Here is a 24,243-nt window from a genome sequence, read left to right as displayed (position 1 = left end):
TAATGTCGGTTCAGGTGGTCGCTTGGGCCAGCATGCCGAGGGCTATCTCCCGCTCCCCCATGATCACCTTGTCTGCCCCCTGCCTGGTGAGGAAGCTCACCTCGTCGTCGCTGTGGGCACGGGCGATCACCCGGATGGTCGGGTTGATGAGCCTGGCCTGGGCGATGGCCTCGCCGGCCTCAAAGCTGTTGGGGATGGCCACCAGCAGCCAGCTGGCGTCGGTGATGGCGGCGCGGCACAGCACCTCGTCATCGGCCACGTTGCCGTTGACGTGGGGAATGTCGGCCTGGCGCAGGCTCTCCAGCCGGTGCGGATCCTGCTCGATCACCACCAGCTCGCGCCCGGCCTGCTGCAGGCCGTTTACCAGCAGGCGGCCGACCCGGCCATAGCCCACCAGTATGGTGTGGGCCTTCATCTCCACCGCCGGGCATGTGCACTCGGCCAGCACCTTGGCGTTGTCGGCGTCCGGGTGTTTCTCCAGGTAGCGCTCGACAGCGTTGAACACCAGCGGGTTGAGCATGATGGAGAGGCTGGCTCCCACCAGGATCAGGTCACGGGCTCCTTCCGGCACCAGCTTTAGCACTATGGCCAGCCCGATGAGGATGAAGGAGAACTCGCCGATCTGGGCCAGGCTTGCGGAGATGGTGAGGGCGGTGCGCTTGCTGTAGCGAAACAGCCGCACGATGGCGTAGGCCGCCGCCGACTTGCCGAACATGATGATGAACAGGGTGGCCAGCACCGCCAGCGGCTCGGTCAGCAGCACTGCCGGGTTGAACAGCATGCCCACCGAGACGAAGAACAGCACGGCGAAGGCGTCCTGCAGCGGCAGGGTGTTGTTGGCGGCGCGGTGGCTCAGCTCGGAGCGGTTCATGACGATGCCGGTGAAGAAGGCGCCAAGGGCGAAGGAGACGCCGAACAGCTTGACCGCGCCGAAGGCGATGCCAAGGGAGCAGGTCAGCACCGCCAGGGTGAACAGCTCGCGCGAGCCGGTGCTGGCGGTGTGGGTCAGCAGCCAGGGGATGAAGCGGCTGCCCACCACCATCATCAGCGCCACGAACAGGCTCACCTTGCCGAGGGTCCAGCCCAGATCCAGCGCTATGCTCTGCCAGCTCATGGCCTGCTCGCCGAACCGGATGTCGGCGATGATGGGCAGCATCACCAGCGCCAGCACCATCACCAGATCCTCGACGATGAGCCAGCCGATGGCGATGCGCCCCTGCAGGGTCTCCAGATTCTGGCGGCTCTCCAGTGCCCGCAGCAGCACCACGGTACTGGCGGTGGAGAGGGCGAGGCCGAACATCAGGCCGGCGACCGGATCCCACCCCAGCAGCGAGGCGAGCCCCATGCCGAGCAGGGTGGCGACGGCGATCTGGGCGATGGCGCCCGGGATGGCGATCCGCTTTACCGACATCAGGTCGCGAAAGGAGAAGTGCAGCCCCACCCCGAACATCAGCAGGATCACACCCAGCTCCGCCAGCTCGGGCACCAGCTTCATGTCGGCCACGTACCCCGGGGTGAAGGGGCCCGAGATGACGCCGGCCGCCAGATAGCCCACCATGGGGGAGATCTTGAGGCGCTGGGCCAGCATGCCGAGGATGTAGGCCAGCACGAAGCCGCCGACCAGGGTGGTAATCAGGGGAAGGGAGTGGTCCATGTCGTCACCTCGCTAATGGCAGTCAGGGGGCTACCAGATCACCGCGCGGGTGAAGAGGGCAGCTGTCAATGAGCAGGGGGCGAAAGAGACAGATGCTGGTCCCGTGCACGGGGAGTGTCTGAGGGACAACAGTTGCCGTTTCTGTTGAAAAATAATACGTTTTTGGCGTAAAAACAATCTTTATCCACATTTAAAGCTAATTTTGAGATTAAAAGTGGATAAGTGATGCTTTTAAGGTGAGGGGCTCTATTTTTATTGACCTGGCTTGGCAGCATTAATCAATCGGTGATGATTTTTGTGGCCAAGGCGAGCGGATCCTGGCCTCACAAAAAAAGCGGCCGACCGGCCGCTTCGTTGCATTGAGGGTTGGGTGCATACCTCCGGGCTCACTGACCCTTGGCGATCCCCTCCCGGCGCGGATCGGCAGCGCCCAGCCAGCCGCCGGCGTTGCGCTGCACCCCCTGCAGGCCCGAGGTCTGCTCGCTCAGCACCACCTCGTGCCCCTTCGCCTTGAGCGCCTCGACCACGGCGGCCGGGGTGCGGCCCGCCTCCAGTTCGGTGGGGCCGTTGCGACTGCCGAAGTTGGGCAGATTTATCGCCTGTTGCAGGTTGAGCCCCCAATCCTGGGTGCCCAGCAGCGTCTTGCCCACGTAGTTGATGATGGCGGAGCCCCCCGGGGAGCCCAGGCTCATCTCCAGTTCGCCGCTGCTCTTGTCGAACACCAGCAGGGGGGACATGGAGGAGCGCGGTCGCTTGCCCGGCTCCACCCGGTTGGCCACCGGCAGCCCGGCGGCGTCCAGCGAGGTGAAGGAGAAGTCGGTGAGCTGGTTGTTGAGCAGGTAGCCGTTGACCATCAGCCGTGAGCCGAAGCCGTCTTCAATGGAGCTGGTCATGGAGACCGCCATCCCCGCCTTGTCGACGATGGAGATGTGGCTGGTGGAGGGGAGCTCAGGGGTCGCATCCTGGCCGCGAGCCGGCGCCAGCGGCGGGGTGCCCGCGTTGGCCAGCCCCATGGAGCGCTCGCCGATCAGGGCGCCGCGCCGGGCCAGATAGTGCTTGTCGAGCAGGCCGCTGACGGGGACCGCCACATAGTCGCTGTCCGCCACGTACTGGTTGCGATCGGCAAAGGCGAGCCGCGCCGCCTCGCTGTAAAGGTGGATCGCCTCGGCGGAGGCGGCCGGCTGGCCCTGCTCCCCTTGTACCGGCTTGAGGGCCGCCATGTCGCGGCTCTCCAGCATGCCGAAGATCTGGCCGAGCGCTATGGTGCCGGACGAGGGGGACGGAAAGCCGCACACCCGGCTCTGGCGATAGTCAAAGCAGAGGCCGTCGCGCAGCTTGGCGCGGTAGCTGGCCAGATCGACGGCGCTCAGCACCCCGGGGTTGGTCGGGTGGGCGTGCACCTTGGCCACCATGGCCTCGGCCAGCGGGCCGCGATAGAAGGCGTCCGGCCCCTCGCTTGCCAGGGTACGCAGCACCTTGGCCAGGGCCGGGTTGGTCAGCCGGCTGCCCGCCGCTCTGGGGCTGCCGTCGGCCTGATAGAAGTAGGCCCGCGCATCCGGGTCTTTTGCAAGATAGGGATCCTTGGTCAGCAGCGCGGCCAGCCGCGGGCTTATCACGAATCCCTGCTCCGCGAGGGTGATGGCGGGCTCGAACAAGCTGGCCCAGGGCAGCTTGCCGTAACGCTGGTGGGCCAGCGCCAGTGCCCGCACCGTGCCGGGGGCGCCCACCGAGCGCCCGCCCACCACGCCGTCGTAGAAGGCCATCGGCTTGCCATCCTTCATGAACAGCTGATCGGTGGCGGCGGTGGGGGCCGTCTCGCGACCATCCACGGCGGCTACCTGTTTGCCGTCCCACACCAGCATGAGGGAGCCACCGCCGATGCCGGAGGATTGCGGCTCCACCAGGGTCAGTACCAGCTGCACCGCGATGGCGGCATCCACCGCACTGCCGCCGGCCTGGATCATCTGGTAGCCCGCCTCCACCGCCAGCGGGTTGGCGGCAGCCACCATGAAGTCGTGACCCTGCCAGCCCTGCTTCTCTTGCCAGCCGCTGGCGGCCTCCGGCGCGATCAGGGTGTGGGCGGGGGGCGTTTGCGGGCTCTGCTGAGCGGCGCAGCCGGCCAGCAGAGCGAGGGCGATGGCCAGCCCCAGCGGTTTGCGCAACATGACACTCTCCTTGTCTGTTTTATGAGCATGAAGGGCGACTATGTCACGATTGGCGCTAATGACTCAAGTTGTCGAATCAGATCAACAAGTTACTCATCTATCAACAAGTCGTACCGGCGCCCGCCCATAAAAAAACCGCCCGGAGGCGGTTTTTTGCAATCAGGCTGAGCCATTTCGCTTAGATGGACTGCTCTTCACCGCCCAGGGCGGCGAACAGGGCCGGGATGAACTGGGCCAGCTCGGCGGTGACCAGGGCGAAGTCGGCATCCAGACGGGCGGCCGGATCTTCGCTGGTGACGTCGTCGTTCTGCTCGCGCAGCTCTTCGCTGAATTTGAGGCGCTTGATGGAGAGGTCATCCCCTAGCACGAAGCTCAGGGTCTCGCCCCAGTTGAGGGCCAGTTTGGTCACCAGCTTGTCGTTGGCCAGGTGGTTCTTGATCTCGTCGCTCATCAGATCCTGCTGCTTGCAGCGGATGATGCCACCGTGCTCCATGGCGCTGCGCAGCTCGGCCTCGTCCTCCAGGGTGAAGGAGGCGGGCAGGTTGCCCTCGTTCAGCCACTCGGTCATGGTGATCTCGGGCGGGTTCTTGAGGGCCACCGGCACCACCGGCAGGGTGCCGATGGACTTGCGCAGCAGAGCCAGCAGATCGTCCGCCTTCTTGGCGGAGCCCGCGTCGACCACCATCAGGTTGTCGGCCGGGTTGATCCAGGCGAAGGTCTGGCTGGTGCGGCTGAAGGCGCGCGGCAGCAGGGTGTGCATGATCTCTTCCTTGAGCGCTTCCTTCTCTTTCTTCTTGAGGGCGCGGCCCTGTTCGAACTCGATCGCCTCTACCTTCTCCGCCAGCATCTCCTTGACCACGGTGCCGGGCAGCATCTTCTCTTCCTTGCGAGCGCACAGCAGGATGTGGCCGGCGGCGGAGTGGGTCAGGGTGGAGCCGAATTTGCCAAGGGGCTTGACCCACCCGAACCGGGAGATGTCCTGGCTGCCGCACGGGGTGAAGGCACAGGCTTCCAGCTGGGTTTCCAGCTGCTCGACGGTCAGCTCGAAGGGGCGGGTAAAGCGATAAATCTGCAGGTTTTTAAACCACATGGCGTCCTCGGTCTCATAGATTGTCCGGCGGGCATTGTACTAGAGAGGCGCTTTGTGATCAGCCAATCATTCTTGCTAAATAAAGGGCGATCGACTTCACAGGGAGTCATATCCGTCCCCAAAGCTGTCATCAAACTCCCCTAGACTGCGGATGTTAAGGTTGTTAACAAGGATACCAATATGCTGAGGGCGAGTCGGTCCGACGACATGGACGAGATCGTCGAGATCTGGTTGCTGGCCTCCCTGCAGGCCCATGATTTTGTCGATGCCTCCTGCTGGTGGCAGGCGCAGGAAGATCTGCGCACCCGCTATCTCGAGCGCGCCCGCATCTGGGTGTTCGAGGAGCGCGGCGAGCTGCTCGGCTTCATGGCGCTGGTGGATGACTACCTGGCTGCCCTGTTCGTGCGCCCCGACCGCCAGGGGCGGGGGGTGGGCCATGCCCTGCTGCAGGAGGCCAAGTCCAAGGGGGCCAGGCTGCATGCCCGGGTCTTCGTGGAAAACGATCAGGCGGTGCGCTTCTATCGTCGCCACGGTTTCGTGATCGAGGGGGAGCTGGCCGATCCGCTCACCGGTCATCCCCAGTACCAGATGTGCTGCGAGCCCGCCTGAATCTGACGCCAGCACCCGCTCCGGCTTGAAAAAAGGGAGGCATATCCTCATCTTGTCTGCATCGGGTGCTGCTGGCACCACCTCCATACGAGCCGTTTTTTCATGAAGATCCTGCATACCGCCGACTGGCACCTTGGCCACCAACTCCATGGCCATGACCGCCGTTTTGAACACGATGCCTTTCTCGACTGGCTGGCCGACACCATCAAGAGCCGTGACATCGACGCCCTGCTGGTGGCGGGCGATCTGTTTGACACCGCCAACCCCCCCTCCAGCGCCTGGCAGCAGCTCTACCGTTTTCTGGCCAGGCTGCGCGCCGAGCACCCGGCACTGGAGATGGTGCTCATCGGCGGCAACCACGACTCCCCCTCCAAGCTGGATGCTCCCCACGAGCTGCTGCGCGCTTTCGACCTGCATCTGGTGGGCAGCATCAGCCGGGACGACGAGGGGCGCCTCGAGACCGAGCGCCTGCTGGTGCCGCTGCGAGGCAAGAATGGCAAAGTAGCCGCCTGGTGTGCCGCCGTGCCGTTTCTGCGCAGCAGCGATCTGCGCCCGGAAGGGCTCAGCGAAGGGCAGGACAGGCTGATCGAAGGGGTACGCCAGGTCTATGAGGCGGTACTGAGCGAGGGGCGGGCGCGCTGCAATCCGGATCAGGCCCTCATCGCCATGGGCCACGCCTATCTGGCGGCGGGCCAGCTCTCCGAGCTCTCCGAGCGGCGGGTGCTCGGCGGCAACCAGCACGCCCTGCCTGCCGAGCTGTTTGGCGCCGCCGATTACACGGCGCTGGGCCATCTGCACCTGGCCCAGAGCCCGGCCGAGGGGGTGCACTACAGCGGCTCGCCGCTGCCGCTCTCGCTGGCCGAGGCGAACTACAACCATCAGGTGCTGGAGGTGACGTTTGAGGGGGGCAAGCTGGCCCGCCTTGAGCGGATCCCGGTGCCCCGCGCGGTGGAGATGATCCGGCTGCCCCAGAGCGGCCTCGACGAGGCGCTCCAGGCCATCGAGGCGCTGGACCTGCCCGCTTGCCTGCAGCAGGCCCAGCCCTTCCTCGAGGTGCGGCTGCTGCTGCCCAAACCCGAGGCCCGCATCCGCGAGCGCGTGCTGGCCGCCATCGGCGACAAGCCGGTGCGCCTGGCCCGCATCACGACCAGCTATCAGGGCTCGGGTCAGGGGCTGGCGGACGGCGCCGGCCAGCGCCGGCTCGATGAGCTCTCCCCCACAGAAGTGTTCCGTCTCTGCTATCAGCGTCAGTTTGAAGGAGAGCCGGAGGCTGAGCTGGTGGCGTCGTTTGAAGAGATCCTGGAGCAGGTGAAGGAGGCCAATGCATGAAAATCTTGTCGCTGTCAGGGGAGAATCTGGCCAGCCTGACCGGTCAATTCACCATCGATTTTGCCGGTGGTGCCTTGGGGGCCGCCGGCCTGTTTGCCATCACCGGTAATACCGGCGCCGGCAAAAGCACCCTGCTCGATGCCATCTGTCTGGCGCTCTACGACGAGATGCCGCGCTTCATCGCCAATCGCAAGAACGTGGCCGAAGTGGGTCGCATGGATGACGAGGAGAAGCTCAAGGCCAACGACGTGCGCGGCATCCTCAGCCGCGGCCATGCCAGCGGTTTTGCCGAGGTGCAGTTTCGCGGCTGCGACGGCCGGGTCTGGCTGGCCCGCTGGGCGGTGCGCCGGGCCCGCAACCGCGCCGAGGGGCGCTTTCAGGCTCAGGAGCGCAGCCTGACCGACGTGGCGTCGGGCCAGGTATTCAGTGGCAGCAAGCGGGAGCTGCAGGATCGCATCGACGAGCTGGTGGGGCTCTCCTGGGAGCAGTTTCGCCGCGCCGTCATTCTGCCGCAGGGGGAGTTTGCCGCCTTCCTCAAATCGAGCGCCGACGAGCGTTCGGCCCTGCTCGAACGGATGACCGGCACCGAGCTCTACTCCGCCATTTCGGTTCAGACCCATGAACGGGCGCGGGAGGAACAGCAGCAACTGGCCGCCATCAGCCAGCGGCTCGGCGACGTGGCGTTGATGGACGAGGCGACCCGTGAGCAGTGGGTGAGCCAGCAGGTCAGCCTCGCCACCAGCCTCAAACACGAGCAGCAACAACAGCAACTGATGCAGGACTTGCGCGACCTCAACGGCCGCATCGCCGCCCAGTTGCAGGCTTGTCAGGAGGGGGAGGCGGCCCTTGCCGCCGCAGAGGTGGCCCACGGTGCGGCCGCCCCCGAGCGCGAGGAGTTTGCCCGCGCCGAGCAGGCCCAGGTGGCCCGCGCCGATCACGACGAGCTGGCTCGCCTCACTCTGGAGGTGCAGCAGCAGGAGAAACTGCTGGCCGAGCTCGGCCCCGAGCTTGGCAAGCTGGAGGAGCAGACCCAGCAGAGCGCCCTCACCGAGCAGCAGCTGCTGGCTGAGAAGATCGCCGCCGAGCGCGAGTGGGGCGCCCTGCAGCCCGAGCTCAAGCGGGCGCAGGAGCTCGATACCCGCATTAGGGAAAAGCAGCAGCAACTGCAGAAGATCCAGCAGGAGGGAACGCAGGAGCGGGAGGTGCAGCTCACCCTGGAGCAGGGCTGGCACCAGCAGCGCCAGCAGGTGGATCTGCTCAAGGCCCAGCACCAGCAGTGGGGCGCCTGGCTTGAGGAGCACAAGGAGCTGGCGCCGGTCGCCCGCCAATGGCAGCCCCTGCTCACCGCCATGCAGGATTGGGCCGAAGATGCCGACAGGCTGCAGCAGCTCCTTACCCTGCGCGAGCACAAGCTGCGTGCCCTCAGGCAGTTGCAGCACCAGCTTGAGCAGGGGCAGCAGGAGCGCGACTACTGGCTGCGTGAGCAGACCCGGTTGCAGCAACAGCAGCACGAGCTGCAGGAGCAGCAGTGGGAGGGGCGACTGGCCAAGGCGCAGGAGCAGTGGCAGCAGCAGACCGAACAGCTGGGTCAGCTGCGCCAGCTGCTGGAGCTGGCGGACTATGGTCGCAATCACGGCGAGCAGCATGGTCGCCTGCAGCAAGAGATAGCCCAGCTGGAGCAGGCGCTCGGCAAGCTGGCCATCCTCGGCGACGAGCTGGCGCCGGCCCGTGAGCGGCTCGCCCTGCAACGGGACGAGGCACGTCACGCGCTGGAGCAGTCCCGCGCCATCGCCAGTTTCGAGCAGCATCGACACATCCTGCGCGACGGTGAACCCTGCCCGCTGTGCGGTGCCGAGGAGCACCCCTATCACCAGAGCCAGCCGCAGGTGGCGGGCATTCTGGGTCAGCTGGCGGAGCGCGCCCGCGGCCTCGAGCTCGAGTGGGAGCGGCTCAATCACCAATACATTCAGTGCGAGAGCGAGCGTCAGGAGCTGGCCCGTCAGCTGGCGGTGCGCCAGCAACATCTGCCGGAGCTGGAGACGCGCGCCGAGCAGCTGACCTTGCGCTGGCAACAGCTGGGAGGTGATACCCTGCTCGGTCATCCGTTGCCGCTAGGTCAGAGCCCGATCGAGTGGAATGAATTGATGAATACCCTGCTGGGCCGTGGCCAGAGCCTGGAGCAGGGGCTGGCCCACAGCCAGCAGCAACTGCGTGAGGCCCAGCAGGGGCAGCAGCAGTTGCAGGCCGTGCGCCAGCAGTTGAGCCAGCTGGCCAGCCAGTACCAGCAGTTCGAGCAGCAGTGGCAGGAGGCAGACCGCCAGCGCATCGCCCTGGAGGGGGAGGTGAAGGCGATGAGCGAGCAGGAGACGACCTTGCGCCAGCGCCTCGAGCAGGGGGGCAACCGGCTCGACGAGCAGATGGGGGGCCAGCCCTGGCGCCAGTGGCTCGGCAGCCAGCAGTGGCACGAGTGGCAGCGGGCCTGCGAGGCCTGGCTGCATGGCCAGAGCGAGTGGGAGCGGTTGGCCGGCGAGATTGCCAGCCTTACCCCGGCCCTGAGCGCCCAGGAGGCGCGCCTGCAGACCCAGCGCGAGCTGCTGCACAAGCTCGAGCGCGACTACAAGGAGCATGAACAGCAACGGCAGGGTCTGGTCACCAGCCGCGCCACCTGTCTGGAGGGCGAGGAGATAGCCCAGGTCGAGCATCGCTGGCAGCAGCGGCTGCAGCAGCTGGCCAGCGAGCTGGAGATGATGCAGGGGGCGGCCCGCGCCCTGCGTGAGCGCCAGACCGAGCTCAAGGCCCGTCTCAACCATCTGGAGCAGGAGAAGCAGGTGAGCAGCCGGCGGCGGCGGGAGGTGCTGGGGCGCTGGGCTGCCCACGCCAGCAGCCTCGGCATTGCCGAATATGACCTGCGCCGCCTGCTGGCCATGAGCCCGGATGAGCTCAAGGCGCGCCGCGCCGCCTTGCAGGCGCTGGAGGATGCCCGCGCCGAGGCGCGTACCCGTTTGACCGAGCGGCAGCGGGCGCTGGCGCTGGAGGAGAGCAAGCGGGATCGTTACCGCGAGCATCACCCCGAGCTGGCAGCGCTGGCGCCAGAGGAGCTCGACAGCCGGCTGACGGCGCTGGAGGCGCACTGCCGTGCCCTCGACGAGCAGCTGTTCCAGTGCAAGAGCACGCTAGCCCAGGCCGAGGCGGCTGCCCTCAAGGCAGGCACCCTGCAGGAGGAGCTGGCCGCCCAGCAGGCGGTGGCGGATCACTGGCAGCGACTCTCCGATCTCATCGGCTCGGCCAGCGGTGCCAAGCTGCGAACCTTCGCCCAGAGCCTGACCCTGGAGCGGTTGCTGCTGGAGGCCAACGCCCAGCTTGCCGAGCTCTCCCCCCGCTATCGGCTGGAGCGGGTGCCCGGCACCGATCTGGCACTGCAGGTGGTGGATCTCGACATGGGGGACGAGGTGCGCTCGGTGGACTCCCTCTCCGGCGGCGAGAGCTTCCTGGTGTCGCTGGCGCTGGCGCTGGCCCTCTCCAGCCTGTCGTCGCGCCAGACCCAGGTCGAATCGCTCTTTATCGACGAGGGCTTCGGCACCCTGGATCCCGACAGCCTGGATCTGGCGCTCTCAAGCCTCGATTCCCTGCAGGCGGCCGGCCGCCAGATCGGGGTCATCTCCCACGTACAGACCCTGGTGGAGCGGATCGGCGTACAGGTGCGGGTGGAAGCCCTCGGCGGTGGCGAAAGCCGGGTGGTGCTGCCCTAAGCCCCTGCTTCGCTTTGCTGAGAAATCGCAGCCCCGTCATCTGGCGGGGCTTTTTTGTTTCAGTGTTTCGTCAATCTGGTCGCTTGAGCTAGGTCCATACCCGCGTATCGCGGGAAACGAGAGTGAGGGGTTGACCCCGGTCTTGCATCCATCTGCCCGCAAGAGGGAATGGTCAATGACATTGATGCCTGAAAGGATCCTGGCTCGCATCGCGATGCGGCCACGCAGTGACGCGCTGTATCTCATCTGGTTCTGCTGGGGCCTGGCGTTGCTGCTCTATGTGGCGGGATCTGCATATTACAAATTACCCATAGTGCCGTTGCTACTGATGGTGCTGCTGTTGATGGTGGAGAAAACCAAGATGTTTGGACGAAAGCGCAATGAGTCTGAGATGGTCGGGGCGGGGAGCACGACGACGGTGATCGCCAAGGGGGCCCGTTTCAAGGGCGAGTTGCAGGTGGAGGGTAATCTGGATGTGTATGGCCAGTTCGTCGGGACGCTGCAACTGAACGGCGGGACGGTACGCATCATGGAAGGCGGCCGGATTGAAGGGGATGTCAGCGCAGCCCATGTGATCATCAATGGCACCCTGGACGGCACCTGCGCCTCGAGCGAGGTGGAGATACTCGAAAGCGGCAAGATGAAGGGGTTGTTCAAGGGCGGGAGCCTCTCCATCCGCAAGGGAGGCCAGTTTGTCGGCCAGTCCCAGTCTCAGGAGGAGCAGAAGGGCGAGAGCAAGGGCAACGTCAAGCAACTGCAGCCTGAAGGTAAAAACAAGGCTGCCGATACCGTCGAGGTGGTGGCCAAACAGGCCTGATCAAAAGAGGGGCGACTACGCCCCTCTCTGCAGACAAGGGATTAACTGCGTCGCTCTGGCAGCATATTGGTCAGGGTGTTGTCCTTGAGCACGTGGTGGTGGTAGATGGATGCCGCCGCGTGCAGGGCAATCAGGGCATAGCCAATGTTGGCCAGCGTCTCGTGCAGCTCCTTGATGGTGCCCTTCAGGCCGTCGTTGGGGGCGATGAGGGCGGGAAGCTCAAGGCCGAAGAAGGGGATGGGCTTGCCACCCGCGCTCAGCAGCAGCCAGCCCAGCAGCGGGGTGAGGATCAGGAAGCCATAGAGCGCCAGGTGGGCGAGTTTGGCCAGCTTGAGCATCAGGGGGGAGAGCTCGGGCACGATGCGCGGTGAGGGGCTGCTCGCGCGTACCAGCAGGCGCACCACCACCAGCGCCAGGATCAGCAGACCCACCATGAAGTGAAACTCCTTCATCAGGTCGCGGCCGACCGACCCTTTGGGGAAAATGTCCCTGAACTCCATCAGCGCATAGACGGCGATCATCAGCAGCAGGGTCAACCAGTGCAGCCCTATGCTCAGGCTGCCATAACGTTGTTCGGTATTTTTCAACATGTTCGTATCCTTCTCGGGGCTTGCATTGCATCACGGGTGGTCTCATCGGGTGGGCGTCCTGCCTCCGGGCCACTTTTTCCATGTTACTGCGAAGATGTGTCAAAACCTTGATCTCTGTGTGTTTTTAACATGTTATTTGTAACAGGCCGGCAGCGCGCCGGTCGAAGAACTGGTTTCGCTCATCCGGGAGAGGTTGTCAGGGTGGCGAACGGCTGATGCAAAGCCGCAGAGCAGGGTGTGTTGCGGCCGGGAACCGGGCACCCAGCCCAGCCCAGTTCAATGAGGGCTTTACCCCTCTTCTCCCCTCATTTACCTTTAATAAAATCCTCAACAGGTGAAGGGAATTACCTTGACCATCACAGATCCCGTGATCCTGACCGAGCTGCAGCAGATCCTGTTTCGCTCCTTCGACGTGATCCCGTTTCCTATCCTGATCTCGGAATCGGCCTGCAGCGAGACGCTGGACAGCATCCCCACCCGACTGTCGGAGATCCCCGCCCGCCATCACAGGTTCGTGAACCGGGCTTTCGTGGCGCAACTGGGTTACGACCTGACGGATCTGCCTGACATGGCCAGCTGGTTTGCCACCGTCTATCGCGACGAGGAGAGCCGGGCACTGGCCATCTCGCGTTGGAACCAGGCGGTGATGAGCAGCCTGGCAAGCGGGGCTGCGGTGGCCGAGATGAATGCCCTGCTTTACTGCAAGAACGGCCAGCAGCGCTGGTTTACCATCACGGCCCAGTTGAAAGCCGATGCCATGCCGGGCTGGCACATAGTGACCCTGCGCGACATTCACGATCTGCACTGCATGATAGAGGAGGTGAGCCGGATCTCCTGCACCGATCCGCTGACCGAGCTTGGCAACCGGCGGGCTGCAGGCCAGCAACTGCAGGCGCTCTGGCTGCAGGGAGAACCCTTCTCGGTGATCCTGGGCGACATCGATCACTTCAAGCAGATCAATGATCGCTACGGGCATCCCGCCGGGGATGCGGCGCTGTGTGATGTGGCCCGCATCATGACCGGCCAGCTGCGAGCCGGGGAGCACCTGGCCCGCTGGGGCGGAGAGGAGTTCTTGCTGATCCTGCCCGGGGTGGATGCTGAGCTTGTGGTCGAGCGGGCCGAGCAGTTGCGCCGGCAGTTTGTCGGCCATGTGGTCGCGTGGGAGGGGCAGAGCTTCTCCCTGACGATGAGCCTGGGCTGCGCTACCCGAGGCGAGGGGCAGAGCAGCGACAGCCTGCTGCAGGTGGCTGACAAGGCGCTCTATCAGGCCAAGAGCAACGGGCGCAACCAGGTGGTCTTCGGCAAGGAGTAGCTGGAAGGCGCCCATAAAAAAACCGAAGCCTGGGCTTCGGTTTTTTGTTGCAGCGATGGGCGTTCGGCCCATGCAGCCTTATTTCTTGATGCGGATCACCGGGGTCTCGCCCACGGTCACGGCACCCGTCATCTTCACCAGCTCTTTGATCTCGTCCATGTTGGAGATGACCACCGGAGTCAGGGTAGATTTGGCTTTGGCTTCCAGAACGGCCAGATCGAACTCGATGATGGTGTCACCGCGCTTGACCTGTTGACCTTCCTGGGCGATGCGCTTGAAGCCTTCGCCTTTCAGCTCAACGGTGTCGATACCGAAGTGAACGAACAGCTCGATACCAGAGTCGGATTCCAGCGAGAACGCGTGGTTGGTCTCGAAGATCTTGCCGATGGTGCCGTCGCACGGAGCAACCATCTTGTTGCCGGCCGGCTTGATGGCGATGCCGTCACCGACGATCTTCTCGGCGAAGACCACGTCGGGCACATCTTCGATCGGTACGATTTCGCCTGACAGCGGGGCAAAAATTTCGATGCCGCCAGTATCAGAGCTGTCATCGGAAACCAGTTTCTTCAGTTTATCAAACAGACCCATAGTAAAAGCTCCTAGAGATGATTGTCGCTGTTTGCAGCCGATCTTAGCAGACTGCCTTCTGCTTAATAAAGTTATCTACACAGGCTTCGATTTCGGCGGCGGTGGCAAAGCTCAGCGCTTGATCAGCCATGGCCTTCACATCTTCGAAGTTGGTGTTGCGGATAAGCTTCTTGATACGCGGTACAGAGATGGCGCTCATGGAGAACTCATCCAGACCCATACCCAGCAGCAGCAGGGTGGCACGCTCGTCACCAGCCAGTTCACCACACATACCGGTCCACTTGCCTTCGGCGTGGGATGCATCGATAACCATCTTGATCAGGGTCAGGACGGAGGGTGACAGCGGGTTGTACATGGCGGAAATCATCTCGTTACCACGGTCGACGGCCAGGGTGTACTGGGTCAAATCGTTGGTACCGATACTGAAGAAATCCACTTCCTTGGCCAGATGATGAGCCATCACGGCAGCAGCCGGGGTCTCGATCATGATACCCACTTCGATGGATTCATCAAAGGCTTTGCCTTCGGCACGCAGTTCGGCTTTCAGCGTCTCTACGGTGGCCTTGAGGCTGCGGAACTCTTCGACGGAGATGATCATCGGGAACATGATGCGCAGTTTGCCGAAGGCAGACGCACGCAGGATGGCCCGCAGCTGGGCGTGCATGATGTCGGCGCGATCGAAGAAGATCCGCACGGCACGCCAGCCCAGGAAGGGGTTCATCTCTTTTGGGAAATTCATGTAGGGCAGTTCTTTGTCGCCGCCGATGTCCATGGTGCGCACGATGATCGGTTGATCCGGCATCGCTTCGGCCACTTCTTTGTAGGCTTTGAACTGCTCGTCTTCGGTCGGCAGCGCGTCACGGTCCATGAACAGGAACTCGGTACGGTACAGACCCACGCCTTCGGCGCCGTTGCGGATGGCACCCTCGGTATCCTTGACGGTACCTATGTTGGCGCACACTTCGACCTGATGGCCATCCAGGGTGATGGCAGGCAGATCTTTCAGCTTGGCCAGCTCGTCTTTTTCGGCCTGGAACTGGGCCTGGATCTCTTTGAACTTGGCCAGCTGTTCGGCAGTCGGGTTGAGGACGATCTGGTTGTTGATCGCGTCTAGTACCAGCACGTCACCATTCTTGACGCGCTCGGTGATGTCGTTGGTGCCCACGATGGCCGGCAGCTCCAGGGAGCGGGCCATGATGGAGGTGTGGGAAGTACGGCCACCGATGTCGGTGACGAAACCCAGCACGTATTTCAGGTTGATCTGAGCGGTTTCGGACGGGGTCAGGTCTTTGGCGACCAGGATCACCTCTTCGTCGATGGTACTCAGGTTGACAACGGCGATGCCCAGTACGTTCTTGACCAGACGGGTGCCGATGTCACGGAAGTCGGTGGCGCGCTCGCGCAGATAGGGGTCATCCAGCTCGGCCATCATCTTCGCGTACTGCTCGATGACCTCGTAGATGGCCTTGTCAGCGGTGGCCTTGTTGTCTTTGATGAAGGATCTGATATCCCCTTCCAGCTCTTCATCTTCGAGCAGCATGATGTGGCCTTCGAAGATGGCCTCTTTTTCTTCACCGAAGGTGCGACCGGCCATCTCTTTGATGGCTTCCAGCTGTGCGGCTGACTTGGTGCGGGCTTCGAGGAAGCGGTTGATTTCGGCATCAATCTGTTCGGCAGCGATTTTGCCCTGATTGATAACGATTTCATCTTCTTTCAGAAGAAGCGCCTTGCCGAATGCGATACCGGGGGACGCAAGAATGCCAGATATCATAATCCTTCCTATTAAAACGACTGTGGGGGAGGAATAAAGCTGGATTACTCCAGCTCGTCCATCAGGGCAACCAGCTTCTCAACGGCTTTCTGAGCGTCCGGGCCGTCGGCCTGGATGGTCACGTTGGTGCCTTTGGTCAGGCCCAGGGTCTGCAGCTTGAACAGGCTCTTGGCGCTGGCGGATTTGCCACCGGAGACCACAGTGATCTCGCTTTGGAATTCTTTGGCTTCTTTCACGAACTGAGCTGCCGGACGGGTGTGCAGGCCGTTTTCAGCAGTAATAACAACAGACTTCTCGTACATGGTTTCACCCCATATTATTGATATTTTTTGGTGTGAGGGATGCTTTTGACGCTTCCTTCTCGCACCGTGTCAGTATGGATATGTTGTAAAGTAACGAAATCAGACCTGCAATGGTTTAATCCAGGTCAATTTTCTGTGCAGTATTCGGTGTCTGCCTCAACTCTTTTCCGTTATCGCGCTACAAGCCGCGTCAATGCTGGCCTGAAATTATTTTATAACGAAAAATAACACTTTGTTACTTTGTGATACCTAGTCGGCAAACACCTCGTGACGCGGCACAGGATATGAGATTTATCACAGAATGTCTGCTTTTTTCGTCACTGCTTTGCTTGTTATTTTACCCCGAAAAATAAGGGGTCGACTGGCGCTGCCAAGTGCTCAGTCTAGCCCATAAAGAAACGGCGCTCCTGGGAGCGCCGTTGTTTTGAAATAATCCGATCACTTATTGCTGCAGCTCTTGTTCGCTGAACACCCCGGCAAACAGGGCGCTGGAGAGGTAGCGCTCGGCAGCGCTCGGCAGGATGACCACTATGGTCTTGCCTTCAAACTCCGGCAGCTCGGCGAGGCGAGCTGCGGCCACCACGGCGGCACCTGAGCTGATGCCCGCCAGAATGCCTTCCTCTTCCATCAGGCGGCGAGCCATTTCGATGGCGTCATCGCTGCTTACCTGTTCGACGCGGTCCAGCAGGGTGAGGTCCAGGTTGCCCGGGATGAAGCCGGCACCTATGCCCTGGATCTTGTGGGGACCCGGTTTGATTTCAAGGCCGGCCAGACGCTGGCTGATCACCGGCGATTCGCTCGGTTCGACGGCAACGGAGACCACCGCCTTGCCCTTGGTCTGTTTCAGGTAGCGGGAGACACCGGTAATGGTGCCGCCGGTACCGACGCCGGCCACGAACACATCCACTTCGCCATCGGTGGCATCCCAGATCTCGGGACCAGTGGTCTTCTCGTGGATTTCCGGGTTGGCCGGGTTTTCAAACTGTTGCAGCAGCACGTATTTGCCGGGCTCGGACTCGAGGATCTCGTTGGCCTTGGCAATGGCCCCCTTCATGCCGAGCGGCCCTTCGGTCAGCACCAGGTTGGCGCCGAGTGCCTTGAGCAGCTTGCGGCGTTCCAGGCTCATGGTGGCTGGCATGGTCAATGTGATGGGATAGCCACGGGCGGCGGCCACGAAGGCCAGAGCAATACCCGTGTTGCCGCTGGTGGGTTCGATGATCTCCTTGCCCTTGGTCAGAACGCCGCGCTTCTCGGCATCCCAGATCAGGTTGGCGCCGATACGGCACTTGACGCTGAAGCTCGGGTTTCGGCTCTCAATCTTGGCCAGCACGCGGCCTTTGGTAACACGGTTGAGACGAACCAGAGGGGTGTGACCTATGGTCTGGCTGTTGTCCTCAAAAATTTTGCTCATGGTGCTATCCCTGTTTGTTACGGCGATGAAACAAGATTACCCTGTGGTTTCTGAATGAGAAGTGACGATTTGTTATAACAATATGTTATTACAAGATATAGAACTTATTCTTTCTTATTGAGACCTCCCTCGCGAAAAGGTCTCTCGTCGTCAAAGGAATGGACGTTATGGGATTTGCAGGAAGCGATCGCTATCTCGCCTCAGAGGCGCTCAAGATGGCGGTCAATGCCGCCATCGTGCTGGAGAAGCCGCTGCTCATCAAGGGTGAACCCGGCACGGGCAAGACCGAGCTGGCAGAGGCCGTGGCCAGCCATCTGGGCACCGAACTTATCGCCTGGCACATCAAATCCACCACCAAGGCCCAGCAGGGGCTCTATGAGTATGATGCGGTGGCCAGGCTGCGGGACTCCCAGCTCGGCGACCCCAGGGTGGGGGAGATCAGCCACTACATCCGCCGCGGCAAGCTGTGGCAGGCCTTCACTGCCGACCAGCGCCCGGTGCTGCTTATCGATGAAATCGACAAGGCGGACATCGAGTTTCCCAACGATCTGCTGCAGGAGCTCGATCGGATGGAGTTCGACGTCTACGAGACCGGCGAGCGCATCAAGGCCCGCCAGCGCCCAGTGGTCATCATCACCTCCAACAATGAAAAAGAGCTGCCGGATGCCTTCCTGCGCCGCTGCTTCTTCCACTACATCCGCTTCCCCGACAAGGCCGAGATGCAGGCCATCGTCAAACTTCACTACCCAAACCTCAAGGAGAGCCTGCTCGGCGAGGCGATGGATCTCTTCTTCGAGCTGCGGGAAGTAGAGGGGCTGCGCAAGAAACCCTCCACCTCGGAGCTGTTGGACTGGATCCGGCTGCTGTTGGCTGACAACATCGCCCCCGAGGCGATGCGCGCCCGCGAGCCCGGCAAGCTGGTGCCAGCCCTCTACGGCGCCCTGCTCAAGACCGAGCAGGACCTGCATCTCTTTGAGAAGCTCGCCTTTCTGGCCCGCCGTGGTAGCTAGATGCTGATCGACTTTTTTACCCATCTGCGTCGCCACCAGCTCCCCTGCAGCCTGCGCGAATTGCTGGACTTGCACGGAGCGCTGGCAGCCCGGCTGGCCAGCCTCGACATGGATGAGTTCTACCAGCTTGCCCGCTGTCTGCTGGTAAAAGACGAGGCTCACTACGATCGCTTCGATCGCGCCTTCGCCGAGTATTACGAAGGGCTGGCCGCCATCCCCCTGCTGCCGGAGAGCCTGCCGGATGAGTGGCTGCGCAAGGAGTTCGAGCGGCTGTTGAGCGCCGAGGAGAAGGCGTTGCTCAAATCCCTTGGTGGGTTCGACCAACTGCTGGCGACCCTCAACCAGCGCTTGAACGAGCAGAAGGAGCGTCACGCCGGCGGCAACAAGTGGGTCGGCACCGGTGGCAGCAGCCCGTTCGGCCACGGCGGTTTTCACCCGGAAGGGATCCGCATGGGGGGAGAGGGCCAGCATGGCAAGGCGGTCAAGGTGTGGGAGGCGCGCCATTATCGCAACTTCAGCGACGATTCCCCTCTGGGACAACGGGCCATCCAGCTGGCGCTGCGCAGACTCAGGCGCTGGGTGCGCCAGGGCAACCCCGATGAGCTGGATCTCGACGACACTATCCGGAGCACGGCCAGGCAGGGCTGGCTCGATGTGAAGCTCAGACCCGAGCGCCACAACGGGGTCAAGCTGCTGGTCTTCTTCGACGTGGGAGGCTCCATGGATGCCCACGTGGCCGAGGTGCAGCGGCTCTTTTCTGCTCTGCGCCACGAGTTCAAGCACCTGGAGTACTTCTATTTTCACAACTGTCTCTACGACTTTGTCTGGCGAGACAACGCCCGCAGGCACGAGGAGCGCTTCGACACCCTGCGCCTGCTGCGCACCTACGGCAGCGACTACAAGGTGATCCTGGTGGGGGATGCCACCATGGGCCCCTACGAGATCACCTGGCCTGGCGGCAGCGTCGAATATTGGAACGAGGAGGCCGGTCAGGTGTGGCTGGCCCGCTTGCAGCAGCATTTTCCCAAGCTGGTGTGGATCAATCCCACCCCGCGGCGGGAGTGGCTCTGGCACCCCTCCATCAAGTTGATGAACGAATTGATCGGCGGGCGCATGCACCCGCTGACTCTGGCGGGTCTGGCTGCGGCCATCGACCAGCTGTGACCCTCTCTACCCGAACAGACCAACAAGCCGGGAGTGAACCCGGCGAGGAGCAAAGATGACCTCTATCGTGATCAGTGGCTCAGGCCTCTATACCCCTCCCTTTGCCGTCAGCAACGAAGCGCTGGTGGCCGCCTTCAACCAGTACGTGGATCTCTACAACGAGGAGAACGCTTCCGCCATCGACGCCGGCCAGCTGCCCGCCAAACAGCATTCGAGCAGCGAATTCATCGAGAAGGCCTCCGGCATCAAGAGCCGTTATCTGGTGAGCAAGGAGGGGGTGCTGGATCCCGACATCATGCAGCCGCTGCTGCCCGAGCGACCCGATGACAAGCCCTCCATCATGGTGGAGATGGCGGTGGCCGCCGCTGAGCAGGCGCTGATCGCCGCCGGTCGCGAGCCGGGGGAAATAGATCTGGTGATAGTGGCCGCCTCCAACATGCCGCGCCCCTATCCAGCCCTCTCCATCGAACTGCAGCACTATCTGGGGGCGGGCGGCATGGCCTTTGACATGAACGTGGCCTGCTCCTCCGCCACCTTCGGCATCAAGACGGCGGCAGACATGCTGGCGGCTGGCAGCGCCCGACTGGCGCTGGTGGTCAATCCGGAGATCTGCTCGGGCCACCTCAATTTTCGCGACAGAGACAGCCACTTCATCTTCGGCGACGCCTGTACCGCCGTGCTGCTGGAGCGGGAGGCCGATTGCCAGGTGGCCAACCCCTGGCAACTGGTTGCCAGCAAGCTGGTGACCCAGTACTCCAACAACATCCGCAACAACTTCGGCTTTTTAAACCGGCTCAGCCCGCGCACCCGTTACGGCGATGACAAGCTGTTCCGCCAGCAGGGGCGCAAGGTGTTCAAGGAGGTGCTGCCGCTGGTGTGCGACCAGATCGCCGGCCAGCTCGATGAGCAGGGCTGGACTGCCGAGAGCCTGAACCGGCTCTGGCTCCACCAGGCCAATCTGACCATGAACCAGTTCATCGCCCGCAAGCTGCTCGGCCACGATGCCAGCCAGCAGGAGGCGCCGGTGATCCTCGACAGCTACGGCAACACCAGCTCGGCGGGTTCCATTATCGCGTTCCATCTGTACAATCGCGACCTTCCCGCGGGGGCCCGCGGCGTGCTCTGCTCGTTTGGCGCTGGCTATTCGATCGGGAGCCTGCTGTTGCGGCGCCTGTGAGGGGCGGGGTCATCTCCCCGCCGTCATGACGATAAGGTTTGGGTGGAATCATGCAGAGGATCACGGGGCGCTGCGCCCTTCACTACGGGGTGACGCTGTCACTGTTTTGTCTTTACGGGCTGCAGGTCTGCCCATTCCTGGAGAGCCTGACGCTGCCCCAGCTGCTGGGGCCCGCGCTGGTGACCTTTGGCATCATGTTTGTCCTGCGCGATCAGCTGCTGCGCAAGGTGACGCTGTCCGGTCAGGGGCTGGGAGGCTTCGGGCTGGAGGTGGGCTTCTACCTGCTGGGGGCCTTGCTGCTCTCTGGCTACAACGGCATCCGGTATGATTTTCCGCTGGAGAGCCACCTCAAGATCCTGCTGGGGATGAGCACCCTGGGCTTCCTGGTGGCGGCGGATCTGTCGCTGCAGCGGGACTGGCAGCGGGCCAAGCTGCGGGAACATCAGGCCTGCCTGGTGCTGAACCAGCCGCTGGCCATGCCGGTTTCCCGCAAGTTCTCCCTGTTCGCCTTCACCACCCTGACCCTGCTTGGCGCTGTGTTCTTCCTGCTGTTCAACAAGGATCTGGAGTGGCTGGTCACGGTGGACAAGAGCCTGCCGCGGCTCGATGCCCAACACTACATCTTGCTGGAGATCGCCTTCGTGATGGTGGTGACCTTCGGTTATCTCTGGCTCATCATTCGCGGCTATGGCCGCAACCTGACCCTCTCCCTGATGCATCAGACTCGCGCCATGGCGCAGGTGCAGTGCGGCGATCTGGAGGCGCGGGTGCCGGTGATCCGGGATGATGAGTTCGGCCTGATTGCCGCCGGCACCAACCAGATGATCGGCGAACTGAAAGCGCGTCAGGACGAGCTCAACCTGACCCGGGACGTGGCCATCCTGGGGCTCGCCTCGCTGGCGGAGACCCGCGACAACGAGACCGGCGCCCACATCATCCGCACCCAGTTCTACGTCAAGGTGCTGGCGGAGCAGCTGAGCCGCAGCGACTGGGAGCGCTATCCGCTGGACGATGCCACCATCGATCTGCTGTTCAAGTCGGCGCCGTTGCACGACGTGGGCAAGGTGGGCATTCCCGATGCCATCCTGCTCAAGCCGGGCAAGCTGACGGACGAGGAGTTCGCCATCATGAAGCGCCACCCCCAGATTGGCGCCGATGCGCTGGCGAGCGCCGAAGCCCAGCTCGGCTCCAACTCTTTCCTGCGGCTGGCGCGAGAGATCTCCCTCACTCACCACGAGAAGTGGGATGGCAGCGGCTATCCGGCCGGGCTGGCGGGGGAGGCGATCCCCTTGTCGGGCCGGCTGATGGCGCTGGCGGATGTCTACGACGCTCTCATCTCGAAACGGGTCTACAAGCCCGCCTTCAGCCATGAGCAGGCCAGAACCATCATAGTGGAGGGGCGTGGCCGCCACTTCGATCCGGCCATCGTCGATGCCTTCCTCGCTTGCGAGGAGGAATTTCGCCAGATTGCCCTCAGGCACAAGGATCATGACTGACAAAAAACCACCCGAACGGGTGGTTTTTTTATGGCTGGCTCACTGGGCCGGCTCGATGGCGAGCACCAGACAACTGGGCTCGCTGATGCGAAAGCGCACGTTGCAGTCAAACAGCCTGACGCCGTACTCCTTGTCATCCGGCTTGCCCTTCTTGTAGGCGGGGCGGGGATCCTGGGCCAGTACCTCGCTCACCAGCTGGCGCAGCTCGGGTTGGGCCTTTAGCCAGGGCTGCAGCTGCTGCTCCGCCTCGGGGCTGAAACTCACCGCCAGCGGCGGGGTGGGGGCATCGGGGGCGAAACCGCCGCGGGCATCCGGCAGGCTGTCGGCATAGGGGATATAGGGCTTGATGTCGACGATGGGGGTGCCATCGAGCAGGTCCACCGCCCCCAGCTCGAGCCAGAGCTTGCCGCGCTCACGGCCGACCCCGTGCAGCTCGACTACCGAGAGGCCGAGCGGGTTGGGACGAAAGGTGGAGCGGGTGGCAAACACCCCGACCCGCTCGTTGCCGCCCAGGCGTGGCGGTCGCACCGTCGGGTGCCAGCCCTGCGCCATGGTCTGGTGAAACACGAAGCTGAGCCAGAGGTGGGAGAACTGCTCGATGCCGCGCAGCACGTCCGGCTGATCGTAGGGGGGCAGCAGCTCGAGGCGGGCGCGGGCCGATTTGACCAGACCGGGCTGGCGCGGGATGGCGAACTTCTCCTTGTAGGGAGAGCGGATGATACCCAGGGTGTCGATTTCGAACTTCATGGCGGATCCTGACTGAAAACCCCGGCAATGTAGCACAGCAGCCCTTAAAACGCAGGCTAACCCGCTTGTCGTGATCTTGCTCCCATCCCGGCCGCCCGAAGGCTGTATCGCGCCGCCAACTTGCGTAGGGTGGGCGCAGGAAGAGTGAAAGGGCCGTCCGCCGGCAGGGTGGGCCGGCACAACCGGCGTGGCCATCGAGGATGGGCCGCGCCGCACAGGAGAGACAGGGATGAAACTGCTGATCATCGGCGGCACCGGATTTCTGGGTCGCCATCTCGCCTCACTGGCGCTGGACTGGGGCCACGAGGTGACCTTGTTCAATCGCGGCCGGCGCCAGCATCCGGACTGGCGCGAGCTCACCCAGCTGCAGGGGGACCGGGATCAGGACCTGACCCCGCTGCATCGCCATCAGGATGGCTGGGATCTGGCCATCGACACCTGCTGCTATCGCCCCGAACAGGCGGCGAGCCTGTCGGCCGCCCTGCTCGGGTGCTGCGAGCGGCTTATCTTCATCTCCACCATCAGTGTCTATCGCGACTTCGCCCACCCGGGGCAGGACGAGTCGGCGCCGCTGCACGAGATGGCCGAGGGGGAGATGGCGGAGGATTACGGCCCCCTCAAGGTGTTGTGCGAGGCGACCTATCGTGCCCGCTGGGGCGAGCGGCTCTGCATCTTGCGCCCGGGCGTCTTGTGCGGCCCCCATGATCCCACCGGCCGGCTGGCCTGGTGGGTCACGCGGGTGCAGCGGGGCGGCCCCTGGCTGCTGCCGGGGCAGGGGGAAGATCGGTTGCAATATCTGGACGTGCGCGACTGCGCCGAGTTCGTGCTGCGGGCCGCCGAGCAGCAATTGAGCGGCATCTTCAATCTGGTCAAGCCCGGTATCGCGCTGAGCGACTGGGTGGATCGCCTGGCCGCCAGGCTGGCCCCCGCGACCCCGATCCTGCCCGAATGGGCGCCCTGGCCCGCGCTGCTGGCCGCCGGGGTGGAGCCCTGGCAGAGCTACCCGACCCTGTTGCCCAATGCACAGCCCGAGTATGCCGGCTATGGCCTCATCAGCGCCGAGGCGGCCATCGTACAGGGCCTCAACTTTCGGCCGCTGGAGGAGACGGTGGCGGATGTGGCCGAGTGGCTGGCCGGCGCGCCGGACGCCGTGGTGGCCACCGGCATCACCGCCGAGCAGGAGGCGCGGCTGCGTCAGCTGGTCCGCTAGGGGCCAACAAGTGCGGCAGCAAAGCAAAAGGGCATCTCTCGATGCCCTTTTC

19 protein-coding genes are annotated in these 24,243 nt (G+C 63.3%); 10 read left to right on the top strand and 9 right to left on the bottom strand.

Annotated features, from left to right (window positions below; all coding sequences use genetic code 11):
* Positions 1-10: 10 nt before the first annotated feature.
* The 3 genes from ybaL to rdgC all read right to left on the bottom strand — a co-directional run bounded on the left by ybaL (position 11) and on the right by rdgC (position 4,909).
* Positions 11-1,654: a YbaL family putative K(+) efflux transporter gene (gene ybaL, locus I6L38_RS12745; RefSeq protein WP_216988575.1), complete on the bottom strand. Its 1,644-nt coding sequence runs from the start codon at positions 1,652-1,654 to the stop codon at positions 11-13.
* A gap of 386 nt (positions 1,655-2,040) precedes the next feature.
* Positions 2,041-3,819, bottom strand: coding sequence for a gamma-glutamyltransferase (gene ggt / locus I6L38_RS12740; RefSeq protein WP_216988574.1), 1,779 nt, complete (start codon positions 3,817-3,819; stop codon positions 2,041-2,043).
* 178 nt (positions 3,820-3,997) lie between these two features.
* Positions 3,998-4,909 carry a recombination-associated protein RdgC gene (gene rdgC / locus I6L38_RS12735; protein WP_005303149.1) on the bottom strand — a complete coding sequence of 304 codons (912 nt, stop codon included), beginning with the start codon at positions 4,907-4,909 and terminating at the stop codon, positions 3,998-4,000.
* Positions 4,910-5,089: 180 nt separating this feature from the next.
* On the opposite strand from rdgC, the gene I6L38_RS12730 reads away from it, so the two are divergent.
* From I6L38_RS12730 to I6L38_RS12715, 4 genes are all read left to right on the top strand, one after another.
* Positions 5,090-5,518 (top strand): GNAT family N-acetyltransferase, encoded by a 429-nt coding sequence (locus I6L38_RS12730; RefSeq protein ID WP_005303147.1) that lies wholly within the window; start codon positions 5,090-5,092, stop codon positions 5,516-5,518.
* Between the two features lie 102 nt (positions 5,519-5,620).
* Positions 5,621-6,847, top strand: coding sequence for an exonuclease SbcCD subunit D C-terminal domain-containing protein (locus tag I6L38_RS12725; RefSeq protein ID WP_216988573.1), 1,227 nt, complete (start codon positions 5,621-5,623; stop codon positions 6,845-6,847).
* Entirely contained in the window at positions 6,844-10,596 is a 3,753-nt protein-coding gene (locus I6L38_RS12720; RefSeq protein ID WP_216988572.1) for an AAA family ATPase, read from the top strand. Before I6L38_RS12725 ends, I6L38_RS12720 begins: the two co-directional genes overlap by 4 nt.
* A gap of 175 nt (positions 10,597-10,771) precedes the next feature.
* Positions 10,772-11,413: a polymer-forming cytoskeletal protein gene (locus I6L38_RS12715; RefSeq protein WP_017781984.1), complete on the top strand. Its 642-nt coding sequence runs from the start codon at positions 10,772-10,774 to the stop codon at positions 11,411-11,413.
* Between the two features lie 41 nt (positions 11,414-11,454).
* Here the strand turns inward: I6L38_RS12715 and I6L38_RS12710 are convergent, their stop codons facing one another.
* Positions 11,455-12,003 (bottom strand): cytochrome b, encoded by a 549-nt coding sequence (locus I6L38_RS12710; RefSeq protein WP_005303137.1) that lies wholly within the window; start codon positions 12,001-12,003, stop codon positions 11,455-11,457.
* 349 nt (positions 12,004-12,352) lie between these two features.
* On the opposite strand from I6L38_RS12710, the gene I6L38_RS12705 reads away from it, so the two are divergent.
* Entirely contained in the window at positions 12,353-13,315 is a 963-nt protein-coding gene (locus I6L38_RS12705; protein ID WP_216988571.1) for a GGDEF domain-containing protein, read from the top strand.
* A gap of 78 nt (positions 13,316-13,393) precedes the next feature.
* Here I6L38_RS12705 and crr read toward each other — a convergent pair whose 3' ends face one another.
* The 4 genes from crr to cysK all read right to left on the bottom strand — a co-directional run bounded on the left by crr (position 13,394) and on the right by cysK (position 17,387).
* Positions 13,394-13,903: a PTS glucose transporter subunit IIA gene (gene crr / locus I6L38_RS12700; RefSeq protein ID WP_005303134.1), complete on the bottom strand. Its 510-nt coding sequence runs from the start codon at positions 13,901-13,903 to the stop codon at positions 13,394-13,396.
* A 43-nt stretch (positions 13,904-13,946) separates the two neighbouring features.
* Entirely contained in the window at positions 13,947-15,674 is a 1,728-nt protein-coding gene (gene ptsI / locus I6L38_RS12695; protein WP_005303130.1) for a phosphoenolpyruvate-protein phosphotransferase PtsI, read from the bottom strand.
* A gap of 44 nt (positions 15,675-15,718) precedes the next feature.
* Positions 15,719-15,976 (bottom strand): HPr family phosphocarrier protein, encoded by a 258-nt coding sequence (locus I6L38_RS12690; RefSeq protein ID WP_005303128.1) that lies wholly within the window; start codon positions 15,974-15,976, stop codon positions 15,719-15,721.
* A 442-nt stretch (positions 15,977-16,418) separates the two neighbouring features.
* Positions 16,419-17,387 (bottom strand): cysteine synthase A, encoded by a 969-nt coding sequence (gene cysK / locus I6L38_RS12685; protein WP_010633318.1) that lies wholly within the window; start codon positions 17,385-17,387, stop codon positions 16,419-16,421.
* A 167-nt stretch (positions 17,388-17,554) separates the two neighbouring features.
* On the opposite strand from cysK, the gene I6L38_RS12680 reads away from it, so the two are divergent.
* From I6L38_RS12680 to I6L38_RS12665, 4 genes are read left to right on the top strand one after another with little or no spacing between them, the layout of a single operon-like run.
* Entirely contained in the window at positions 17,555-18,397 is an 843-nt protein-coding gene (locus tag I6L38_RS12680; RefSeq protein ID WP_216988570.1) for a MoxR family ATPase, read from the top strand.
* Positions 18,398-19,561, top strand: a complete 1,164-nt coding sequence (locus I6L38_RS12675) for a VWA domain-containing protein (RefSeq protein WP_216988569.1) — start codon at positions 18,398-18,400, stop codon at positions 19,559-19,561.
* A gap of 55 nt (positions 19,562-19,616) precedes the next feature.
* A complete protein-coding gene (locus I6L38_RS12670) occupies positions 19,617-20,738 on the top strand; it encodes a beta-ketoacyl-ACP synthase III (RefSeq protein WP_216988568.1) in 1,122 nt (373 codons plus the stop codon).
* Positions 20,739-20,788: 50 nt separating this feature from the next.
* Positions 20,789-22,234 (top strand): HD domain-containing phosphohydrolase, encoded by a 1,446-nt coding sequence (locus I6L38_RS12665; RefSeq protein ID WP_095592303.1) that lies wholly within the window; start codon positions 20,789-20,791, stop codon positions 22,232-22,234.
* A 39-nt stretch (positions 22,235-22,273) separates the two neighbouring features.
* On the opposite strand, the gene tsaA is transcribed toward I6L38_RS12665, so the two are convergent.
* A complete protein-coding gene (gene tsaA / locus I6L38_RS12660) occupies positions 22,274-22,981 on the bottom strand; it encodes a tRNA (N6-threonylcarbamoyladenosine(37)-N6)-methyltransferase TrmO (RefSeq protein ID WP_216988567.1) in 708 nt (235 codons plus the stop codon).
* A 229-nt stretch (positions 22,982-23,210) separates the two neighbouring features.
* On the opposite strand from tsaA, the gene I6L38_RS12655 reads away from it, so the two are divergent.
* Positions 23,211-24,191: an NAD-dependent epimerase/dehydratase family protein gene (locus tag I6L38_RS12655; RefSeq protein WP_216988566.1), complete on the top strand. Its 981-nt coding sequence runs from the start codon at positions 23,211-23,213 to the stop codon at positions 24,189-24,191.
* The last annotated feature ends 52 nt before the right edge of the window (positions 24,192-24,243 follow it).

Source organism: Aeromonas sp. FDAARGOS 1408, assembly GCF_019048665.1.
Lineage (GTDB): Bacteria > Pseudomonadota > Gammaproteobacteria > Enterobacterales > Aeromonadaceae > Aeromonas > Aeromonas dhakensis.
The sequence above is the reverse complement of the archived record's forward strand: the minus strand, read 5'-3'. Positions and strand labels throughout refer to the sequence as shown.

What these genes read in the sequence shown, in the direction of transcription:
- ggt (WP_216988574.1), bottom strand. Translation starts at nt 3,819, where the DNA reads ATGTTGCGCAAACCGCTGGGGCTGGCCATCGCCCTCGCTCTGCTGGCC.
- I6L38_RS12730 (WP_005303147.1), top strand. Translation starts at nt 5,090, where the DNA reads ATGCTGAGGGCGAGTCGGTCCGACGACATGGACGAGATCGTCGAGATC.
- I6L38_RS12720 (WP_216988572.1), top strand. Translation starts at nt 6,844, where the DNA reads ATGAAAATCTTGTCGCTGTCAGGGGAGAATCTGGCCAGCCTGACCGGT.
- I6L38_RS12670 (WP_216988568.1), top strand. Translation starts at nt 19,617, where the DNA reads ATGACCTCTATCGTGATCAGTGGCTCAGGCCTCTATACCCCTCCCTTT.
- tsaA (WP_216988567.1), bottom strand. Translation starts at nt 22,981, where the DNA reads ATGAAGTTCGAAATCGACACCCTGGGTATCATCCGCTCTCCCTACAAG.
- I6L38_RS12680 (WP_216988570.1), top strand. Translation starts at nt 17,555, where the DNA reads ATGGGATTTGCAGGAAGCGATCGCTATCTCGCCTCAGAGGCGCTCAAG.
- I6L38_RS12665 (WP_095592303.1), top strand. Translation starts at nt 20,789, where the DNA reads ATGCAGAGGATCACGGGGCGCTGCGCCCTTCACTACGGGGTGACGCTG.
- cysK (WP_010633318.1), bottom strand. Translation starts at nt 17,387, where the DNA reads ATGAGCAAAATTTTTGAGGACAACAGCCAGACCATAGGTCACACCCCT.
- I6L38_RS12725 (WP_216988573.1), top strand. Translation starts at nt 5,621, where the DNA reads ATGAAGATCCTGCATACCGCCGACTGGCACCTTGGCCACCAACTCCAT.
- crr (WP_005303134.1), bottom strand. Translation starts at nt 13,903, where the DNA reads ATGGGTCTGTTTGATAAACTGAAGAAACTGGTTTCCGATGACAGCTCT.
- I6L38_RS12690 (WP_005303128.1), bottom strand. Translation starts at nt 15,976, where the DNA reads ATGTACGAGAAGTCTGTTGTTATTACTGCTGAAAACGGCCTGCACACC.
- rdgC (WP_005303149.1), bottom strand. Translation starts at nt 4,909, where the DNA reads ATGTGGTTTAAAAACCTGCAGATTTATCGCTTTACCCGCCCCTTCGAG.
- I6L38_RS12675 (WP_216988569.1), top strand. Translation starts at nt 18,398, where the DNA reads ATGCTGATCGACTTTTTTACCCATCTGCGTCGCCACCAGCTCCCCTGC.
- I6L38_RS12715 (WP_017781984.1), top strand. Translation starts at nt 10,772, where the DNA reads ATGACATTGATGCCTGAAAGGATCCTGGCTCGCATCGCGATGCGGCCA.
- ptsI (WP_005303130.1), bottom strand. Translation starts at nt 15,674, where the DNA reads ATGATATCTGGCATTCTTGCGTCCCCCGGTATCGCATTCGGCAAGGCG.
- I6L38_RS12710 (WP_005303137.1), bottom strand. Translation starts at nt 12,003, where the DNA reads ATGTTGAAAAATACCGAACAACGTTATGGCAGCCTGAGCATAGGGCTG.
- ybaL (WP_216988575.1), bottom strand. Translation starts at nt 1,654, where the DNA reads ATGGACCACTCCCTTCCCCTGATTACCACCCTGGTCGGCGGCTTCGTG.
- I6L38_RS12655 (WP_216988566.1), top strand. Translation starts at nt 23,211, where the DNA reads ATGAAACTGCTGATCATCGGCGGCACCGGATTTCTGGGTCGCCATCTC.